15 protein-coding genes are annotated in these 14,559 nt (G+C 44.4%); 5 read left to right on the top strand and 10 right to left on the bottom strand.

The genetic code is table 11. The annotated features are described in order from the left end of the window. Nucleotides 1-255 precede the first annotated feature (255 nt). The 3 genes from VCHENC03_RS21215 to VCHENC03_RS21205 all read right to left on the bottom strand — a co-directional run bounded on the left by VCHENC03_RS21215 (nucleotide 256) and on the right by VCHENC03_RS21205 (nucleotide 1,526). Entirely contained in the window at nucleotides 256-579 is a 324-nt protein-coding gene (locus VCHENC03_RS21215; RefSeq protein WP_009704767.1) for a GIY-YIG nuclease family protein, read from the bottom strand. Then, on the bottom strand, nucleotides 576-1,229 hold the full coding sequence (locus tag VCHENC03_RS21210) for a YceH family protein (protein ID WP_009704768.1): 654 nt from the start codon (nucleotides 1,227-1,229) through the stop codon (nucleotides 576-578). Before VCHENC03_RS21210 ends, VCHENC03_RS21215 begins: the two co-directional genes overlap by 4 nt. Before the next feature lie 93 nt (nucleotides 1,230-1,322). After that, entirely contained in the window at nucleotides 1,323-1,526 is a 204-nt protein-coding gene (locus VCHENC03_RS21205; protein WP_009704769.1) for a hypothetical protein, read from the bottom strand. A 238-nt stretch (nucleotides 1,527-1,764) separates the two neighbouring features. On the opposite strand from VCHENC03_RS21205, the gene VCHENC03_RS21200 reads away from it, so the two are divergent. Beyond that, a complete protein-coding gene (locus tag VCHENC03_RS21200) occupies nucleotides 1,765-2,079 on the top strand; it encodes a DUF496 family protein (protein WP_005442423.1) in 315 nt (104 codons plus the stop codon). A gap of 123 nt (nucleotides 2,080-2,202) precedes the next feature. Further along, entirely contained in the window at nucleotides 2,203-3,528 is a 1,326-nt protein-coding gene (locus tag VCHENC03_RS21195; protein WP_009704770.1) for an MATE family efflux transporter, read from the top strand. Nucleotides 3,529-3,607: 79 nt separating this feature from the next. Here VCHENC03_RS21195 and VCHENC03_RS21190 read toward each other — a convergent pair whose 3' ends face one another. Together VCHENC03_RS21190 and VCHENC03_RS21185 are read right to left on the bottom strand one after the other, a co-directional pair. After that, nucleotides 3,608-4,597 (bottom strand): Gfo/Idh/MocA family protein, encoded by a 990-nt coding sequence (locus VCHENC03_RS21190; protein WP_009704771.1) that lies wholly within the window; start codon nucleotides 4,595-4,597, stop codon nucleotides 3,608-3,610. A gap of 59 nt (nucleotides 4,598-4,656) precedes the next feature. After that, nucleotides 4,657-7,293 (bottom strand): hybrid sensor histidine kinase/response regulator, encoded by a 2,637-nt coding sequence (locus VCHENC03_RS21185; RefSeq protein ID WP_032802108.1) that lies wholly within the window; start codon nucleotides 7,291-7,293, stop codon nucleotides 4,657-4,659. Nucleotides 7,294-7,924: 631 nt separating this feature from the next. Here VCHENC03_RS21185 and VCHENC03_RS21180 point away from each other — a divergent pair. Together VCHENC03_RS21180 and VCHENC03_RS21175 are read left to right on the top strand one after the other, a co-directional pair. After that, complete coding sequence (locus tag VCHENC03_RS21180) at nucleotides 7,925-9,358, top strand: glyceraldehyde-3-phosphate dehydrogenase (protein ID WP_009704773.1); 1,434 nt, start codon at nucleotides 7,925-7,927, stop codon at nucleotides 9,356-9,358. 256 nt (nucleotides 9,359-9,614) lie between these two features. Continuing rightward, a complete protein-coding gene (locus VCHENC03_RS21175) occupies nucleotides 9,615-9,836 on the top strand; it encodes a hypothetical protein (RefSeq protein ID WP_005442428.1) in 222 nt (73 codons plus the stop codon). 114 nt (nucleotides 9,837-9,950) lie between these two features. Here VCHENC03_RS21175 and VCHENC03_RS27960 read toward each other — a convergent pair whose 3' ends face one another. The 5 genes from VCHENC03_RS27960 to VCHENC03_RS21150 form a co-directional block, all read right to left on the bottom strand. Next, on the bottom strand, nucleotides 9,951-10,289 hold the full coding sequence (locus VCHENC03_RS27960) for a hypothetical protein (RefSeq protein WP_232310314.1): 339 nt from the start codon (nucleotides 10,287-10,289) through the stop codon (nucleotides 9,951-9,953). A 337-nt stretch (nucleotides 10,290-10,626) separates the two neighbouring features. After that, on the bottom strand, nucleotides 10,627-11,241 hold the full coding sequence (locus VCHENC03_RS21165) for a LysE family translocator (protein ID WP_009704775.1): 615 nt from the start codon (nucleotides 11,239-11,241) through the stop codon (nucleotides 10,627-10,629). 108 nt (nucleotides 11,242-11,349) lie between these two features. Continuing rightward, a complete protein-coding gene (locus VCHENC03_RS21160; protein WP_009704776.1) occupies nucleotides 11,350-12,264 on the bottom strand; it encodes a LysR family transcriptional regulator in 915 nt (304 codons plus the stop codon). Next, complete coding sequence (locus VCHENC03_RS21155; RefSeq protein WP_009704777.1) at nucleotides 12,254-12,631, bottom strand: nuclear transport factor 2 family protein; 378 nt, start codon at nucleotides 12,629-12,631, stop codon at nucleotides 12,254-12,256. The genes VCHENC03_RS21160 and VCHENC03_RS21155 overlap by 11 nt, the downstream gene beginning before the upstream one ends. Beyond that, on the bottom strand, nucleotides 12,628-13,083 hold the full coding sequence (locus VCHENC03_RS21150) for an Lrp/AsnC family transcriptional regulator (RefSeq protein WP_005442432.1): 456 nt from the start codon (nucleotides 13,081-13,083) through the stop codon (nucleotides 12,628-12,630). Before VCHENC03_RS21150 ends, VCHENC03_RS21155 begins: the two co-directional genes overlap by 4 nt. Before the next feature lie 176 nt (nucleotides 13,084-13,259). On the opposite strand from VCHENC03_RS21150, the gene yjeH reads away from it, so the two are divergent. After that, the gene (yjeH, locus tag VCHENC03_RS21145; protein ID WP_009704778.1) at nucleotides 13,260-14,522 is read left to right on the top strand and encodes an L-methionine/branched-chain amino acid transporter; all 1,263 of its coding nucleotides are present in this window, start codon (nucleotides 13,260-13,262) and stop codon (nucleotides 14,520-14,522) included. Nucleotides 14,523-14,559 lie beyond the last annotated feature (37 nt).

Consider the following 14,559-nt stretch of genomic DNA (forward strand, 5'->3'; position numbering starts at 1 on the left):
GTCCGTTTCTATATAAATATTTTTGATATAAAGCCGAACGGACATCAACGTATTATGTGGTACAAGCGCCCGAAATGATACCCACAAGCGCCAAAAATAAACCGCCATTTGAAGGCGGTTTATTTTTTGACATCATTAGGTATTAATTTAGAGGACAAACGTTGAACTAGCTGCACAATTTTGCACTTTTTGACCGATTGAGGGTTGCACTTGCTAGATTTAACTCAAAAGCCTATCAAGCAACTGGATGATTTCTTAGCGTTGTTGTTTACGCGTTTGAAATGCAAGTAATTGGTCTTCACCTACCTGAATATCCGCGCTTTTTTGCACCAACAGCTCTTTCTTCGTCTTGGTTAGCTGCTTGATGAAGTATTCGGCTTTCATTGCCATGCTTTTGTTCTCAAAAGAACAGGACCACTCTAACGTTAGCGGCCCTTTGCCTTTTAAGGCTTTCGCGCCTTTCCCACTCTCGTGCTGCTTGAAGCGTCGCTCAACGTTATTCGTCACACCGCAATACAGCGCATTGCGGTTATTACGAATCAGGTAAACGCTCCAATTCTGCTCGGCAGTCTCACTCATGAAAGTAGAGATTCAACCTGCTCTTTTAGCGCTGCAAGCTCTTCACGAAGTTCCGCGACTTCTTGTTCTAATTGAGCAATACGTTCAGAACCCGCAGAAGAAGGGGCTGCGCTTGCTACTGCCAACTCACTCACATCCACTTCACCACAGAATAGGTGCATGTAGCGTGATTCACGTTTGCCAGCTTCACGAGGAAGCTTAACCACAAGTGGGCCTTTCTCATCACTTGCTAGATGCTCAAGTACGTTTTCGACTTCTTTTACATCATTGAAAGTAGCCAGACGGTTAGTACGAGTGCGGATTTCACCAGGAGTTTGCGCACCACGAAGCAACATGCAGCATACGATGCCCTTTTCTTGTTCCGTCAGTTTTAGATCGCCAAACTCAGTATTGCAGAATCGGTGTTGGTATTTGCTCACGCGGCTATTAAAACCACTTTCGTCGCTGACTAGACGGCGTTCAATTAGCGCATCAACCGCATCCAGAACATCGGCTTCGGATAACGACATTACTGGTTCGCGGTTACTTTTTTGGTTACATGCGTTAGTCAGCGCGTTAAGGCTTAGAGGGTATTGGTCGGGGGTGGTCACTTCTTTTTCGATTAAGCAGCCAATTACTCGTGCTTCAATTGCCGTTAGCTCAACTTTCATAATGCATTTCCTTATTATTGTTGCATTTGAATTTGGGTATCAGGCTAAAGCATAGCGCATGGACCTGACACCCTTTGCGAATCGGGTTAGGTCTTAATGCTCTGAGAGAATCGACACCTTGGTCATTTTTCCATTCTCATCAATCATCATTATCTTCGAACGATTGAGTTCAACTTCAGTGATTTCAAGTTGCGTTCTCGCCGCAACATAGGATGCTTTGAGCTTGGCCGCCAGAGAGTCGTTTTGGGTTTCGACATCTTGGCTTTCAACTTGCTCCGCAATAGTCCCAGAGTTCATTTCGAGCTTCATATTTTTGTATTGAATGACGCTGATAATATAGCGAAGGCATCACCATGACAACGAGTCCCTGCGTTCAAGTGAGCAACATTCACGCTTTTAACACTCGATTGTTAATAGCTCATCAGAATTGATGGATAAATGCTCAACCCAGCATGACGTTTGATCTAAAGACTGTTATGCCACGAGATGTTGTGCTTTAATCGAGTCAGATATTCACAAATTAGGAAAGGGAACCATGAGTAGCGTATTTGAAATCGTGAACCAAGCTCGTCGTAAAAACAAACTAAAACGTGAGCTGCTTGATAACGAGAAAAAAGTTCGTGACAACCGTAAACGTGTAGATCTACTAGAAAACCTACTAGACTACATCAAGCCAGAAATGACTCACGATGAAATCCTAGCAATCATCAAAAACATGAAAGCAGATTACGAAGACCGCGTTGACGATCACATCATCAAGAGTGCAGAAATCTCTAAAGCACGTCGTGACATCAGCCGTCGTATCCGCGAACTGACTGAAGAAGACAAGCAAACTAGCGGCAAAAAATAAGTCGAATTAGTTTCAGAATTCAACCCCGAGCAGGGATAACTTGCTCGGGGTTTCTTTTTGTCTCTTTGTTGTACACTGTGTACAATAAAATCAATTTCTGTTCTAAACACACTCAACGTTCCTATGCCTTCTACTTCTTCTAACGCACAACCGACGTTAGCAAAACAACTGTTTACTATGACATGGCCAATGCTCTTTGGTGTGTTGTCATTGATGAGCTTTCAACTTGTTGACAGTGCCTTCATCGGTCAACTGGGCATTTTGCCGCTCGCGGCTCAAGGCTTTACTCTGCCTTTGCAAATGGTGGTTATTGGCATTCAAGTTGGCCTCGGCATTGCTACCACCGCTGTTATTTCAAAAGCGCTAGGCGCAAATGACACTCGCTATGCAAAACAACTAGGCGGTCTCGTCCTGATGATTGGCTCTGTAGGCGTGGCTGTATTTGGCTTGCTTATCTGGCTATTACGCTACCCTATTCTCTCACTATTGAGCGCACCTGATACCGTGATGCCAATCATCGACAGTTACTGGCCTTGGTGGCTATTGAGCTCTTGGGTAGGTGCGGTGCTGTATTTCTACTACAGTATCTGCCGCGCCAATGGCAACACCATGCTACCTGGCACCATGATGATGGTCACCAGTGGGGTGAACTTAGTGCTCGATCCGTTGTTTATCTTCACGTTTGATTTGGGGATTAACGGTGCGGCAATTGCCACCATCATCGCCTTTGGTTTCGGTATATTGGTCGTCGCTCCTCGTGTTCAAAAAAACCATTGGGCAACCTTCCAGTGGCAAGATTTGAATGTGGTTAAGAGCATCACTTCCATTGGTAATATCATGGGCCCAGCGATGATCAGCCAGCTTCTACCACCGCTCTCTTCTATGTTAGCAACCAAGCTACTTGCAGGTTTTGGTACTGCCGCTGTCGCTTCTTGGGCATTGGGGTCTCGCTACGAGTTCTTCGCTATCGTTTCGGTATTGGCATTAACCATGTCTATGCCACCGATGGTTGGTCGTTTGTTGGGCGCAAAAAACTACACTGATATCCAGTCGCTGATTTCTATCGCGGTGAAATTCATTCTAGGTTTCCAGCTATTGATTGCGGTGATTACATTTATCGCCGCAGATCCACTTGCGCTGCTGATGACTAGCGATGCAGAAGTGACCAACGTACTTGAAATGCACCTGATGATTGTGCCAATTAGTTTGGGCTCTTTGGGCGTGTGTATGCTGATGGTTTCTATCTGTAACGCTTTAGGCAAGTCATACACCGCGTTAACAATTTCAGCATTGCGTCTGTTCTTGTTTTTCCTTCCTTGCCTGTGGGTCGGTGCACAAATGAGCGGAATCAAAGGCCTGCTTATCGGAGCTTGTCTCGGTAACATAATGGCTGGTATTGCCGCTTATATTACGTACCGAAAAACCATTCATAAACTTGCATCCGCTTAAATAACAATTTAAGAATATCGCACAAAACAAAGCCCTCATAACGAGGGCTTTTTAATGTTTGATTAGGAAGTTGAGTAAATTAACCCAATGCGATTTTATCGGCAGGGAACACAACTCCAGTTTGTCTTCTCACTTCAGTTAGCACTTTCGCGACCGTCAATGAGCGCTGCTTCATTTGAGGATCAATCGAGCCAAGTTTCAGTTGCTTAGCAAACGCCTGCGCTTCATAGAACATGTGGTTCTCTTCTTGAGGTAGCGTGAGAACCTCTTTGTCTTCGCCACGTAGAATGCGTTCTACACCACGACCTGTGGCAATCATATCCACCAGCACACTGCCCTGTTCACCTTGGAATTCGCTTGGGATAAGTGAATCACTCACCTTCGAGTGCAATAGGTTCACATTAAAGCCATCGTAAGCGAGCGTCACGCTGCCACAACCATCAACGCCGGAAGGCAGAACATGAGCACTTGCTTGCACGCTGTTAGGCTCTCCAAACAACTCAACAGCAGAACCAACACAGTAGTAACCAATGTCCATGATAGAGCCGTTGGAAAACTCTGGATTGAAGGTATTTGGGTTCTCACCGTTCAGGTATTTCTGGTAACGAGAAGAATACTGACAGTAGCTAATGGTGGCATGACGAAGAGGAGCAATCGTCGGAAGGCTATCTTTTAGCACTTGGAAGTTTGGTGTGTATGGCGACATGAAAGCTTCAAACAATACGACGTTATTCTCTTCAGCCGTTTTGAACATCGCTTGAGCAAGAGAGTAATTAGACGCCATTGGCTTTTCACAAATCACATGCTTACCGGCTTTAAGCATTTGCATTGCTTGAGGCGCGTGAAATGAGTTAGGGCTTGCAATGTACACTGCATCAATACTCTCATCGGCACCCAGCGCCTCTAGGCTGTCGTAGTATGCTTCTGCGTTGTAAGGTGAGCCAAATTCGCGCGCTTTTTCTACATCGCGTGAGTAAACGGCTTGAAGGCAAAATTCTTTGGTCTGAATCGCTGCTTCAACAAATTGTTGAGAGATCCAGTTTGTCCCGATTACAGCAAGTTTGAACATGTTACTTCCTTTTCTTTATCGTTCTAAAAGCCGTAAAGAGTCCGGCTTTCAAGTGCGATTTAAGCAAGCTTTAGTTCATTAAACAACTCAAATAGTTGATTCGATTTGTAAGGTTTCGGTAAGTATGCGTCCATCCCTGCAGCAAAACAGTTTTGGATATCTTCTTCTAGCACGCTAGCTGTAAGAGCAATGATTGTGATTTTGTCGCTCCCGACTTCTTTCTCCCAACGACGAATCTCTTTTGTCGCAGTTAACCCATCCATTACCGGCATCATGCAGTCCATCAAAATGGCATCAAACTGCTCGCCTGTGGTGATTGCCTCCAGAGCTTCCTGCCCATTGCTCGCGATGAGATAATCGTACCCTGCTTTATCTAGAAAGAAACTGGCTATCTTTTGGTTCATCAAATTGTCTTCGGCAATCAAAATGCGACGATGCGTGCGTGACTGATTAATATTGTGAATTACAGCTGATTGCGTGACATGGTAACTTTTAGCATTCTGCTCAACTTGAGCAAGCTCATCAATGGCATGCCTAAAGCGATTACCAAGAAATGGTTGAGTCAGCACCGCATGAATTCGTTCAGAGTTGGTATAGGTGGTGGTGAGGTGATGTTGGCAAACAATGATTCGGCTCGCGTCGACATAATTCTCTAGCTCGTCGATGGCCGAATCCAGCTTACTTTTGCCATCATGACAGTAAAAAATGACTTCAGATTCTCTTGCGGAGGAGGTCAAATCATCAATGTGCTTAACCTCTGAGAGTTGTATTCCTGCCAAGCGGCATTCTTTAACGATTTGGTCTGTGTGAGGGTACTGGTCTGCGATGAGTATACCGGTTCGGATTATTTCTGAACGCCAGCCAACAATTGGAAGCACTTCCACTTCGATTGAGAATTCGAAACTGGTTCCAATACCTTTCGATGACGTCGCGGTGAGTTTGCCCCCCATCATGGCTACCAATTGACGACAAATCGCTAAACCTAATCCAGTGCCACCAAACTGGCGCGAGATGCCTTCATCTTCCTGAGTAAAAGGTTCGAAGATGGTATTCAGTTTGTCTCGCTCAATACCCACTCCAGTGTCTGTCACTCTGAAAGTTAGGAAAACGCTCTTTTGCGTCGTCGACTCTTGATAATCAACATCGACTGAAATGTGCCCTTCATGGGTGAACTTCACCGCATTCGAAACTAAGTTCATGATGATCTGTTTGATTCGGTGATCGTCGACCATAATGCGCGGAGGAATACGTTCATCCAGGTTGATGTTTAATTCCAATTGCTTAGACGTAGCCTTGGATTGAAATAAAATCATCGACTGATAGACGACCTCGCGAATGTCCGTCTCGATTAAAGAAAGTTGCAAGTGTCCGGATTCAATTTTCGATAAATCAAGAATGTCGTTTAGTAGAGTCAACAAGGTATGAGACGAAGTATCAATATCGGTTAAGACTTCTTTCTGATGATCGGAAAGATCACTTTGGGACAGTATCTCCGTCATTCCGATAATGCCATTCAGCGGAGTTCGTATTTCATGGGACATGCTGGCAAGAAAGACCGATTTTGCACGGTTTGCAGAGATGGCCGACTCTTTGGTTTTCAGAATCTCTTCTGTTTGTCGGTTTTGCTCTTCCATCATGCGATTGACTTGCTGCGCGAAAATGGTGAATTCATCGTTACCGTCAACGGCAACCTTCTCTCCTTTCACATGTTCATGAATGAGGGTGTTGAGAGAGTGAATGATGGCGTCCAGTTTGCTGTGCACTCGATACCAAGTACCAAACCCCAACCAACACAACAACACGATGATGACCATGACTCCTGATGTCATCAGCGTGATACTTTGTTTTTGAGAGCTGACTTGGACTAATAACGCGCTTTCAACTTGTTGCGTGAACCCTTCCGTCATCACTTGTAAACGCTGTACGCGGTGATCAAGGTCTCTCAGATAAGTCACATAGTCCGATTGCGACAACTCTCCAGCCATCAAACGTCCACGAGCTTCAATGCTAGAGAGATAGCGCGGCGATGTGTACAAGCTCAATAGTTTATCAACTTGCTCATTTGAAGCCCCTAGCTTTAAGAACCCTTCCAAACTTTGCTGTTGTCGCTCAATTGCTTGGAAAAACATCCCTTGATTCGGCTTGCTTTCTGGCTCCAACACCAAGCGATAGGTTAACCAGGCCTCTTTTTGCGTCCAATAAGAAAGCTGTGCGAGATACGCAATGAAGTCTTGCATCCAATGCGCTTCGTCACTGTCGAATAGGTGGTAATGCTGAACCAATGCTTCAGACATTTCCTGTAAGAGACGAAATGACCAATCTCCTGCATCCACACTGCCCCTTATGTCACCAGAGATCACATCTAACATGGCTTGCTTTAAATCTTCGGAATACTCCAAGGTGTGGCTGTTTTTCATAAACTTGTCATAAATAGCGAGCGCTTTATCTCGTTGAACTTTGACTTCAATTGGAAGAGGCTGTTCTTCTCCATATTGGTGACGCTCTTTCTCCATCTCGTATACAAAGTGAGAGGCTTCTGAAATCAGCTTTAAGCCTTGGATATTACTGACGGTTTGGTTAAGTCTGGCGACTCGTTGGGAGTTAACAGAGAATTGGTGAACGGCGAACACAGAAATAACCACCGCAGGTAACAGTGCGAGTAGAGCTAAACGTAATTTTATAGAAAGTTTTATCATCCGTTCGCCCGAGTTAAGAAAAGGCCCTCGAATTAATACTAGACTACTTTCATAGATTGAATATGAACTTATGCGAAGGGTTTTATTGGCGCTTTTGCTTCGCTTATCTGCTCAAATAGGCAAAAACAACACTTAGAGCCCTTTGTTGCACCAAGGTTAACCGAACAAAAAGTGTGACTGCTTGCAAAATTTTGCAGCATCATTTTTAAACAGATTTGGTTAAATCGACTCATACCATTGGTGAATCCCGAACCACCGCTAAAAAGCGCCTAAAACGTTTACTGTTTTCGTGTTAAAGATAACAAGAATCACAAAATCCAAATGCATCCTATCATTGTTACAAGCTATCCATTTGAAACGAACCTTTATCATCGCGAATTAAGTTTCATATTTGTAAAAAGTCAATCCCCATCAAACCCTGCCTTAGTCACATTAATCAACCATTAAAATGACGATTTACCACACTTTAAACTGGATTTATTTTTCCTAGCAGAATAAGACCTCCACCCGTACAATCCGCACACATAATTATTACAACCCAATTACAAAACACCCTCACTTCACGCTCTACCGTTGAGGTAACAGCAGAAAGTAAGGTCAGCCCCCAAAACGTGAAAGGTCCAAAACAACAATGAGTCCAGAGAAATATCTCCAAGACTGGCAAACTAGCCAAACGATTGCTGAATCTATCTCCCCTCTTATTGGTAAGCTGTATCGTCAAAAAGGAATCGAAGTGGTTCTGTTTGGTAAAACACTTATCAACGCAACAACCATAGACATTCTCAAAACTCACCGTATTGCAAGACGTTACACCGGAAGCCCTCTCTCTCTAGAACAAACCATGCCAATCATCCAAGCGTTGTGCGAGATGAGCATTTCATCTTGCCGAGTAGATGTTGGTCAGCTTGCTGGTGTGTACTGGAAAGATCACGAAGACACAACTGCACTTAACGACTTCTTACACACCGCTTTACATGGTGCTCGCGATGCAGATTCATCTCTGGCTGCTCGTGATGTGGTTCTTTATGGTTTCGGTCGTATCGGTCGCCTATTGACTCGCCTACTGATTGAAAAGAGCGGTCCTGGTTACCCATTGCGTCTGCGTGCAATTGTCGTGCGTGGCGGTAAGAAAGGCGACCTAGAAAAGCGTGCTAGCTTGCTACGTCGTGACTCTGTTCATGGACAATTCAACGGTAGTATCGTGATTGACGAAGAGCGTAAAGCTCTGATCGTGAACGGTAACTACATTCAAATCATTTACGCTAACAGCCCAAGTGATGTGGACTATTCGGTTTATGGTATCAACAATGCGCTTGTTGTTGATAACACAGGTGTTTGGCGTGATGCCGAAGGTCTTAGCCAACACGTAGCTTGTAACGGAGCAGAGAAAGTACTGCTTACTGCACCAGGTAAAGGCGACATCAAGAACGTCGTATTTGGTGTGAATGAATCTGTGATTCAAGAAGATGACACAATCATCTCTGCCGCGAGTTGTACGACTAACGCCATCACTCCGGTTCTAAAAGCACTTAACGATAAGTACGGTGTGCTTTCTGGCCACATTGAGACCGTTCACTCTTACACCAACGATCAAAACCTAATCGACAACTTCCACTCAGGCGATCGTCGTGGTCGCAGCGCTTCATTGAACATGGTTCTAACATCAACAGGCGCAGCGAAAGCGGTAGCAAAAGCACTGCCGGAACTTGCAGGTAAGCTTACAGGCAACGCAATTCGTGTACCTACTCCAAACGTATCAATGGCAGTTGCGAACCTAAACTTAGGTGAAGATGTAGACCGTGATTCGCTAAACGAATACCTACGTGAAATGGCATTAAACTCTGAGCTTTCTGCGCAGATCGATTACACAGATTCGACAGAAATCGTATCAAGCGACCTAGTTGGCTCTCGCCACGCAGGTGTAGTGGATGGCCAAGCGACCATTGCTCAAGACAAGCGTTGTGTACTGTACATCTGGTACGACAACGAATTCGGTTACAGCTGCCAAGTTGTGCACTGTATGGAACAAATGATGGGCGTTCGTTACCAAACATTCCCTCAATAAGGTGAACCTTGCTCCACAACGTTAACCACAATGTGTAACGAGCAACACCCCAGCATTTGTTTTAAATAATAAGCGCCTTGCGCATTACTAATATACTTCCCCGCTTATACGCCTGATGACCCTCAGGCGTTTTTTCGTTTTTAAGACACTTTGACATTCCTCAGACAAATCGATGCGAAATTGAACGGTATATTCATGTTTCGTTCATATTCAAACTCGTAATATGAACCCATAGATTGAAAGAGAGGTCATGATTATGAATCGAATTATCGTTACTGCACTAGCACTGATTACTGGCTTTTTTACTTTGGTATTCAGCCTAATCATGGCGATTCCATTGACCATCGCAGCCCTGATTACTGGTAAACGTATTGAAAAGCGCGTGAAGCAAATGCAGCAAGAAATGCATGAAGAGTATGAATTCAATACGGGCAAATCCGACGCGATTGAAGGCGAGTTTGAAGAAGTTCGTCGCTAACGCTTCTGAAGGTTCCACACTCCCCCTATGTTCCTGAGCAACCTTCTTTGCTGACATCCTATCTCGTTAAGAGTTAGGATGTTTTTTTGTCTGTAGAAAAAAACAATGGCAAAATTAGAGTTTGTTCTCTTGGGCGTTTTGCTTACTAGCTAAATCATAACCTTCATCCCAAAGCTCACCATCAGCACCTGTATAAGGGTTCGCCACTTTCGGCTCACCACACAGAAAAGCAGCTTTTCCTTCACCGCGAATATCTTCAATCTTGCTCCTGATATACAAAGAGGATTCAGGATCAATTTTATACATGTACGATCGAATTAAAAACGCACAGCTAACGGTAAAAAAGAATAGGCTTAGAAAACCCATCGAACTCTTTCCAGTCAGAAAAAACCAAGCTAAAAAAAGCAAGCCAGTCAATAACGCAGCAGGAATCAAGCCAAGTGTTTTTTTCACTTTTCTCTCACTTAAATCAAGATCTTGTTTAAACCCATTTGTGCGGCGGGTAAGGAAAATCCATTTGTTCGAACAAGTTATCTAGGTGTTATATGCGACCAAATTAGTCACTATGTTAAATACACTAGTTGAATGATGATTCTAGCTAGAGACTTCACTGTCAGAGTAGGGAATCTCACCAATAATACCTGATTTATGAACCAAGGTAACATTTATTGATAATAATCTTTTTAACTATAGAGCATGTCAAATGAATGCGAATAATTCATAAAAAAATCAAACTAATTAAACAAAAAAAGCAGCCAATTTAGGCTGCTTTTGACAAGTTGGATGATGATCAAATCGTCACAACCACTCGCACCGCTAATAGCATTAAAACGATGCCAGATAGTCGGTCAATCAGTACTGCCTTTGAGCGAATACGGTCCACAACGCGAGAGTTCGACAGCACCAATGTGATGAAGGTGTACCACAAACCATCGACGACAAACGGTGTCGCGACGATGATCATTTGGTTGCTCAGATCGTTACCCAGCGCCACAAACTGGCTGAACAATGCGATGAAGAACAGAGCAATCTTCGGGCTTAGAATCGAAATAAGAAAGCCTTCTCGCGCCGATTGTAAAACCGTCGTCTCTTCACCAGATTCGAGCTTCGCTGCCACACCACCTTTTGAGCGCAATGCATTGAAACCGAGATACGCCAAGTAAGCTGCACCTGCCAAACTGATAGTCTTAAATAGCAATGGGCTTTGTTGAAGTACCACTGCCAAACCTATCAAGGTAATGAACGCATAGATACCAATACCAAACGCGTGCGCCCATGCGGTAGCCAAACCATTCATGCGGCCACCAGCTAACGAGTGCTTAGCTACAATCGCTAAACTCGGACCTGGCGACATTGCCCCCAATAAACACACGGTAAAAAGTGATAACCAAACTGTTAGTGTCATAAGAATCTCCCCTCTTTGACGCTAATCTATCAACGGAACAGGTATAATTAGAAATCAAAGTTTTTCATACTAACCATGATTTTAAATCATAACCTAATAAGGCATTTATTATCGGATGGAATACTCTGAAATCTGCATGACCGAACGAATCTCTTCGCGCACCCATTTATGCGCTGGATCGGTATCGTATTTTGGATGCCACATTAACCAATACTGATGAATAGGTGTCTCGAGAGGCAGTGCTTTATGGGCTAAATCCCAATGCTTCGCAAGATTGACCGCAATATGCTCTGGAACCACCATCAGATGTTCACTAGAAACTAAGCGATTGATGGCAGCAGAGAAGAAAGGCACTTTGAACGTAATATGACGTGTATGCCCTAGTTCTCTTAATGCTAAGTCGGTGTACGAATCTTTGTCCCCACCACCTGTGACTTTAATGTGGGAGTAAGAAATTAAATCTTCAACACTGATACTGTCGTGCTCTGCTAACGGATGAGAAGCTTTCATCAAACAAACTGATGAGTCTTCACCAATTTTCACACTAGATACACCCTGAGGCTTCTCTGGATACATGGAAGACGCGATATGAATACCAGTCTCATGCAGCTTATCTAGAAAGTCTGGCTGCCATAGTCGGTACGCCATATCTAACTGAGGAGCAAAGCCACTCAGGTGAGAGGCAATGTCAGGGAGGACGTATTGAGCGACATAATCACTCGATGCAAATACTAACTCCGCTTTCCAATCCTCAGGTTCAAAAGGCTTGTCATCGAGAAGGTGATCGAATTCCGCTAATAAGTCATCTAACTTCTCTTTTAGAAGCAATGCTCTTGGTGTTGGAATAAGTTGGTTACCCTGCCGAACCAATAAAGGATCGCCGCACAATTCACGTAACTGCGCTAATTGACGGCTTACCGCCGATTGGGTGATGTGCAAACGCTCTGCAGTTCTGCTCACATGGCACTCTTCAAGCAATACATGCAAAGAGCGCAGCAGATTCAAGTTAATGTTATTCAGCACGTTCAACCCACTTTGCGCGCCAATCTGCTGCTGGATACTCTTCTGGCCAATATTCAACTTGCTTGCAAATCAATCCATCTCGCACAGTGTGGAAAGTAATCGCGCGATCAGAGCGAACCCCATCGCTAACTATCACATCAGTGACCACCTGTTCACCTTCCCCTACAATACGCTCAATCGTAAAAGTCCACTCACCTTCTGCTGGGTAAGCAGAATTCAATTGGGCAAAATTCCTTCTGCCACGAAGCACTTCTTTTGTCAGCGGCCAAACAATTTCACAATCGGGCGAAAGGAGCTCTGCTGCCGCATAGAAGTCATTGCTTGCCATGACTTTCCAAAAATTGAGGACGATGTCTTTCTCGGTCATTTTACGAACTTGCTCCCTGTGGTATTGAAAAACTCCGTTAACACGGTATGTGTCATCACGTTACGAAGTTCTGGATAGCTTTGGATATAGTCTCGAATCTCGTTGAGGCGAGCGATATTTGGCACTTCGACGAATAACATCATATCCGTTTCACCACTGATCGCATGGCACCATTTCACGCCATCGATTTTGTACAGATCATTCGCGTAGTTATCACAGTGATGGCTAGAGGCTGATGTATCAAACTTCAGCGCCATATACGCGCAAATCGTCGACTCTTTCGATGTTGCAATATCGGCATGGTAGCCAAGAATCACTTGGTCTTTTTCTAGCTTTTTGATTCGTGCGGTCACAGCAGAACGTGACAAGTTAACTTGCTCTGAGATTTCAGTAATAGAGAGACGGGCGTTCTGCCGTAAGAGGTCTATGATCTGATGATCAAATTTGTCCATAACATCACCAAGCTTTCCTTAATTTTGTCATTCTACTCAATTACAACTTATTGAAAACCGACAATTTGCGGTTTATCGGCAAAACAACCGTCATTTTGACGGTCGACAACATCATTTTGCTGTGCAGAATTTAGATATGCTTATGGCTTGCATTACCTAGACGTTCAGAGGTCGTTATGGAACAACTCAAAAAAGACATTACGCTGATATCCGGAATCGGTCAGCTCTCAACAACCTTAATGGGCACGGGTCTATTTATGATCCCAGCGATTGCTGCTGGCATTGCAGGTCACTTCTCGCTTTGGGCTTGGATTATTTTATTCATCGCTATTTGCCCTATCGCCCTTACCTTTGCTCAACTAGGCAAACGCTACCCAAGTGCTGGCGGCACGGCGTTTTTTGTCCGCAAAGCCTTCAACAGTAAGCTAGAGAGCAGCGTGGCGTGGTTGTTTGTTAGCGTCATTCCTGTTGGTGTGCCTGCCGCTGTCGCACTTGCTGCAGGCTTTTTACAACAACTGTTACCAGAGTCCATTAGTAATCACCTTTTCGCTCAAATTCTCACGGTCGCTCTGTTAATGGTGGTCAACTTGCTCGGCACCAAATCATCAGGTCGCTTACAAACCATTATCGCACTGAGTATTTTTGCTTTGGTCGGTGCATTTCTGTGGAAAGGCGATGTTGGTTCTGTCGATTTAACCATGCCTGCCATTACGATGGATTCAACGTGGTCGATTGCAGCGGCTTTGGGCGTGATGTTCTGGTGTTTTGTTGGAATAGAAGCTTTTGCTCATATGGGCGAAGAGTTTAAGAACCCACAACGAGACTTCCCAATTGCGATTATCGTTGGCTGTTTTGTCGCGGGCGCGACCTATTGGGCATGTTCTGTTGTGATACTAAAATTTGGTGCTTACGGCAGTGCAGAGTTCGACAGTGCATCGATTCCTTGGCTAAGTGCCCATCTATTTGGTGATCATGCCAAGTGGCTAATCAGCGTTATCGGCTTCTCTGCATGTTTTGCGAGTGTGAACCTCTACACTCAAAGCCTAGCTCGAATGGTGTGGGCGCAAGCAAGAGAACACAAACCAACCAGCGCTATCGCGAGAGTGTCAGTTCGAGGTGTGCCAGCAAATGCCACGTTAATCGTCGGCGCTATATTGCTTGCTTCTTGTGTTATTGGCTCGCTATCCGGATTGGATTTGGAGTTCTTCCTTAAACTTGCGAATGGTATTTTTGTTCTGGTCTATCTATTAGCAATGCTTGCTGCTTACAAATTGCTAAAAGGCTGGGGAAAGGTCCTCGCGGGAATTTCTCTTGTATTGTGCACCGCAGTATTCATTTGTTTAGGTTGGTCTATGCTCTACGCCGTTACTATTTTTGCCATGCTCTCTTTACCGTGGAAGCAATGGCGAAAAAAGCACACTAGACGGGTGACTGAATAAGTCAAACAAGTACCCAAAAAAGAAGGAGCCAAATGGC

Origin of the sequence: Vibrio sp. HENC-03 (assembly GCF_000305755.2) — a bacterium.
GTDB classification, from domain to species: Bacteria; Pseudomonadota; Gammaproteobacteria; order Enterobacterales; family Vibrionaceae; genus Vibrio; species Vibrio owensii.

Bases quoted from the DNA above. Each gene is read 5' to 3' on its own strand.
- VCHENC03_RS21155 (WP_009704777.1), bottom strand. From the start codon at position 12,631: ATGACCGAGAAAGACATCGTCCTCAATTTTTGGAAAGTCATGGCAAGC.
- VCHENC03_RS21215 (WP_009704767.1), bottom strand. From the start codon at position 579: ATGAGTGAGACTGCCGAGCAGAATTGGAGCGTTTACCTGATTCGTAAT.
- VCHENC03_RS21190 (WP_009704771.1), bottom strand. From the start codon at position 4,597: ATGTTCAAACTTGCTGTAATCGGGACAAACTGGATCTCTCAACAATTT.
- VCHENC03_RS21150 (WP_005442432.1), bottom strand. From the start codon at position 13,083: ATGGACAAATTTGATCATCAGATCATAGACCTCTTACGGCAGAACGCC.
- VCHENC03_RS21180 (WP_009704773.1), top strand. From the start codon at position 7,925: ATGAGTCCAGAGAAATATCTCCAAGACTGGCAAACTAGCCAAACGATT.
- VCHENC03_RS21200 (WP_005442423.1), top strand. From the start codon at position 1,765: ATGAGTAGCGTATTTGAAATCGTGAACCAAGCTCGTCGTAAAAACAAA.
- VCHENC03_RS21205 (WP_009704769.1), bottom strand. From the start codon at position 1,526: ATGAACTCTGGGACTATTGCGGAGCAAGTTGAAAGCCAAGATGTCGAA.
- VCHENC03_RS21210 (WP_009704768.1), bottom strand. From the start codon at position 1,229: ATGAAAGTTGAGCTAACGGCAATTGAAGCACGAGTAATTGGCTGCTTA.
- VCHENC03_RS21175 (WP_005442428.1), top strand. From the start codon at position 9,615: ATGAATCGAATTATCGTTACTGCACTAGCACTGATTACTGGCTTTTTT.
- VCHENC03_RS21185 (WP_032802108.1), bottom strand. From the start codon at position 7,293: ATGATAAAACTTTCTATAAAATTACGTTTAGCTCTACTCGCACTGTTA.
- VCHENC03_RS21195 (WP_009704770.1), top strand. From the start codon at position 2,203: ATGCCTTCTACTTCTTCTAACGCACAACCGACGTTAGCAAAACAACTG.
- yjeH (WP_009704778.1), top strand. From the start codon at position 13,260: ATGGAACAACTCAAAAAAGACATTACGCTGATATCCGGAATCGGTCAG.
- VCHENC03_RS21165 (WP_009704775.1), bottom strand. From the start codon at position 11,241: ATGACACTAACAGTTTGGTTATCACTTTTTACCGTGTGTTTATTGGGG.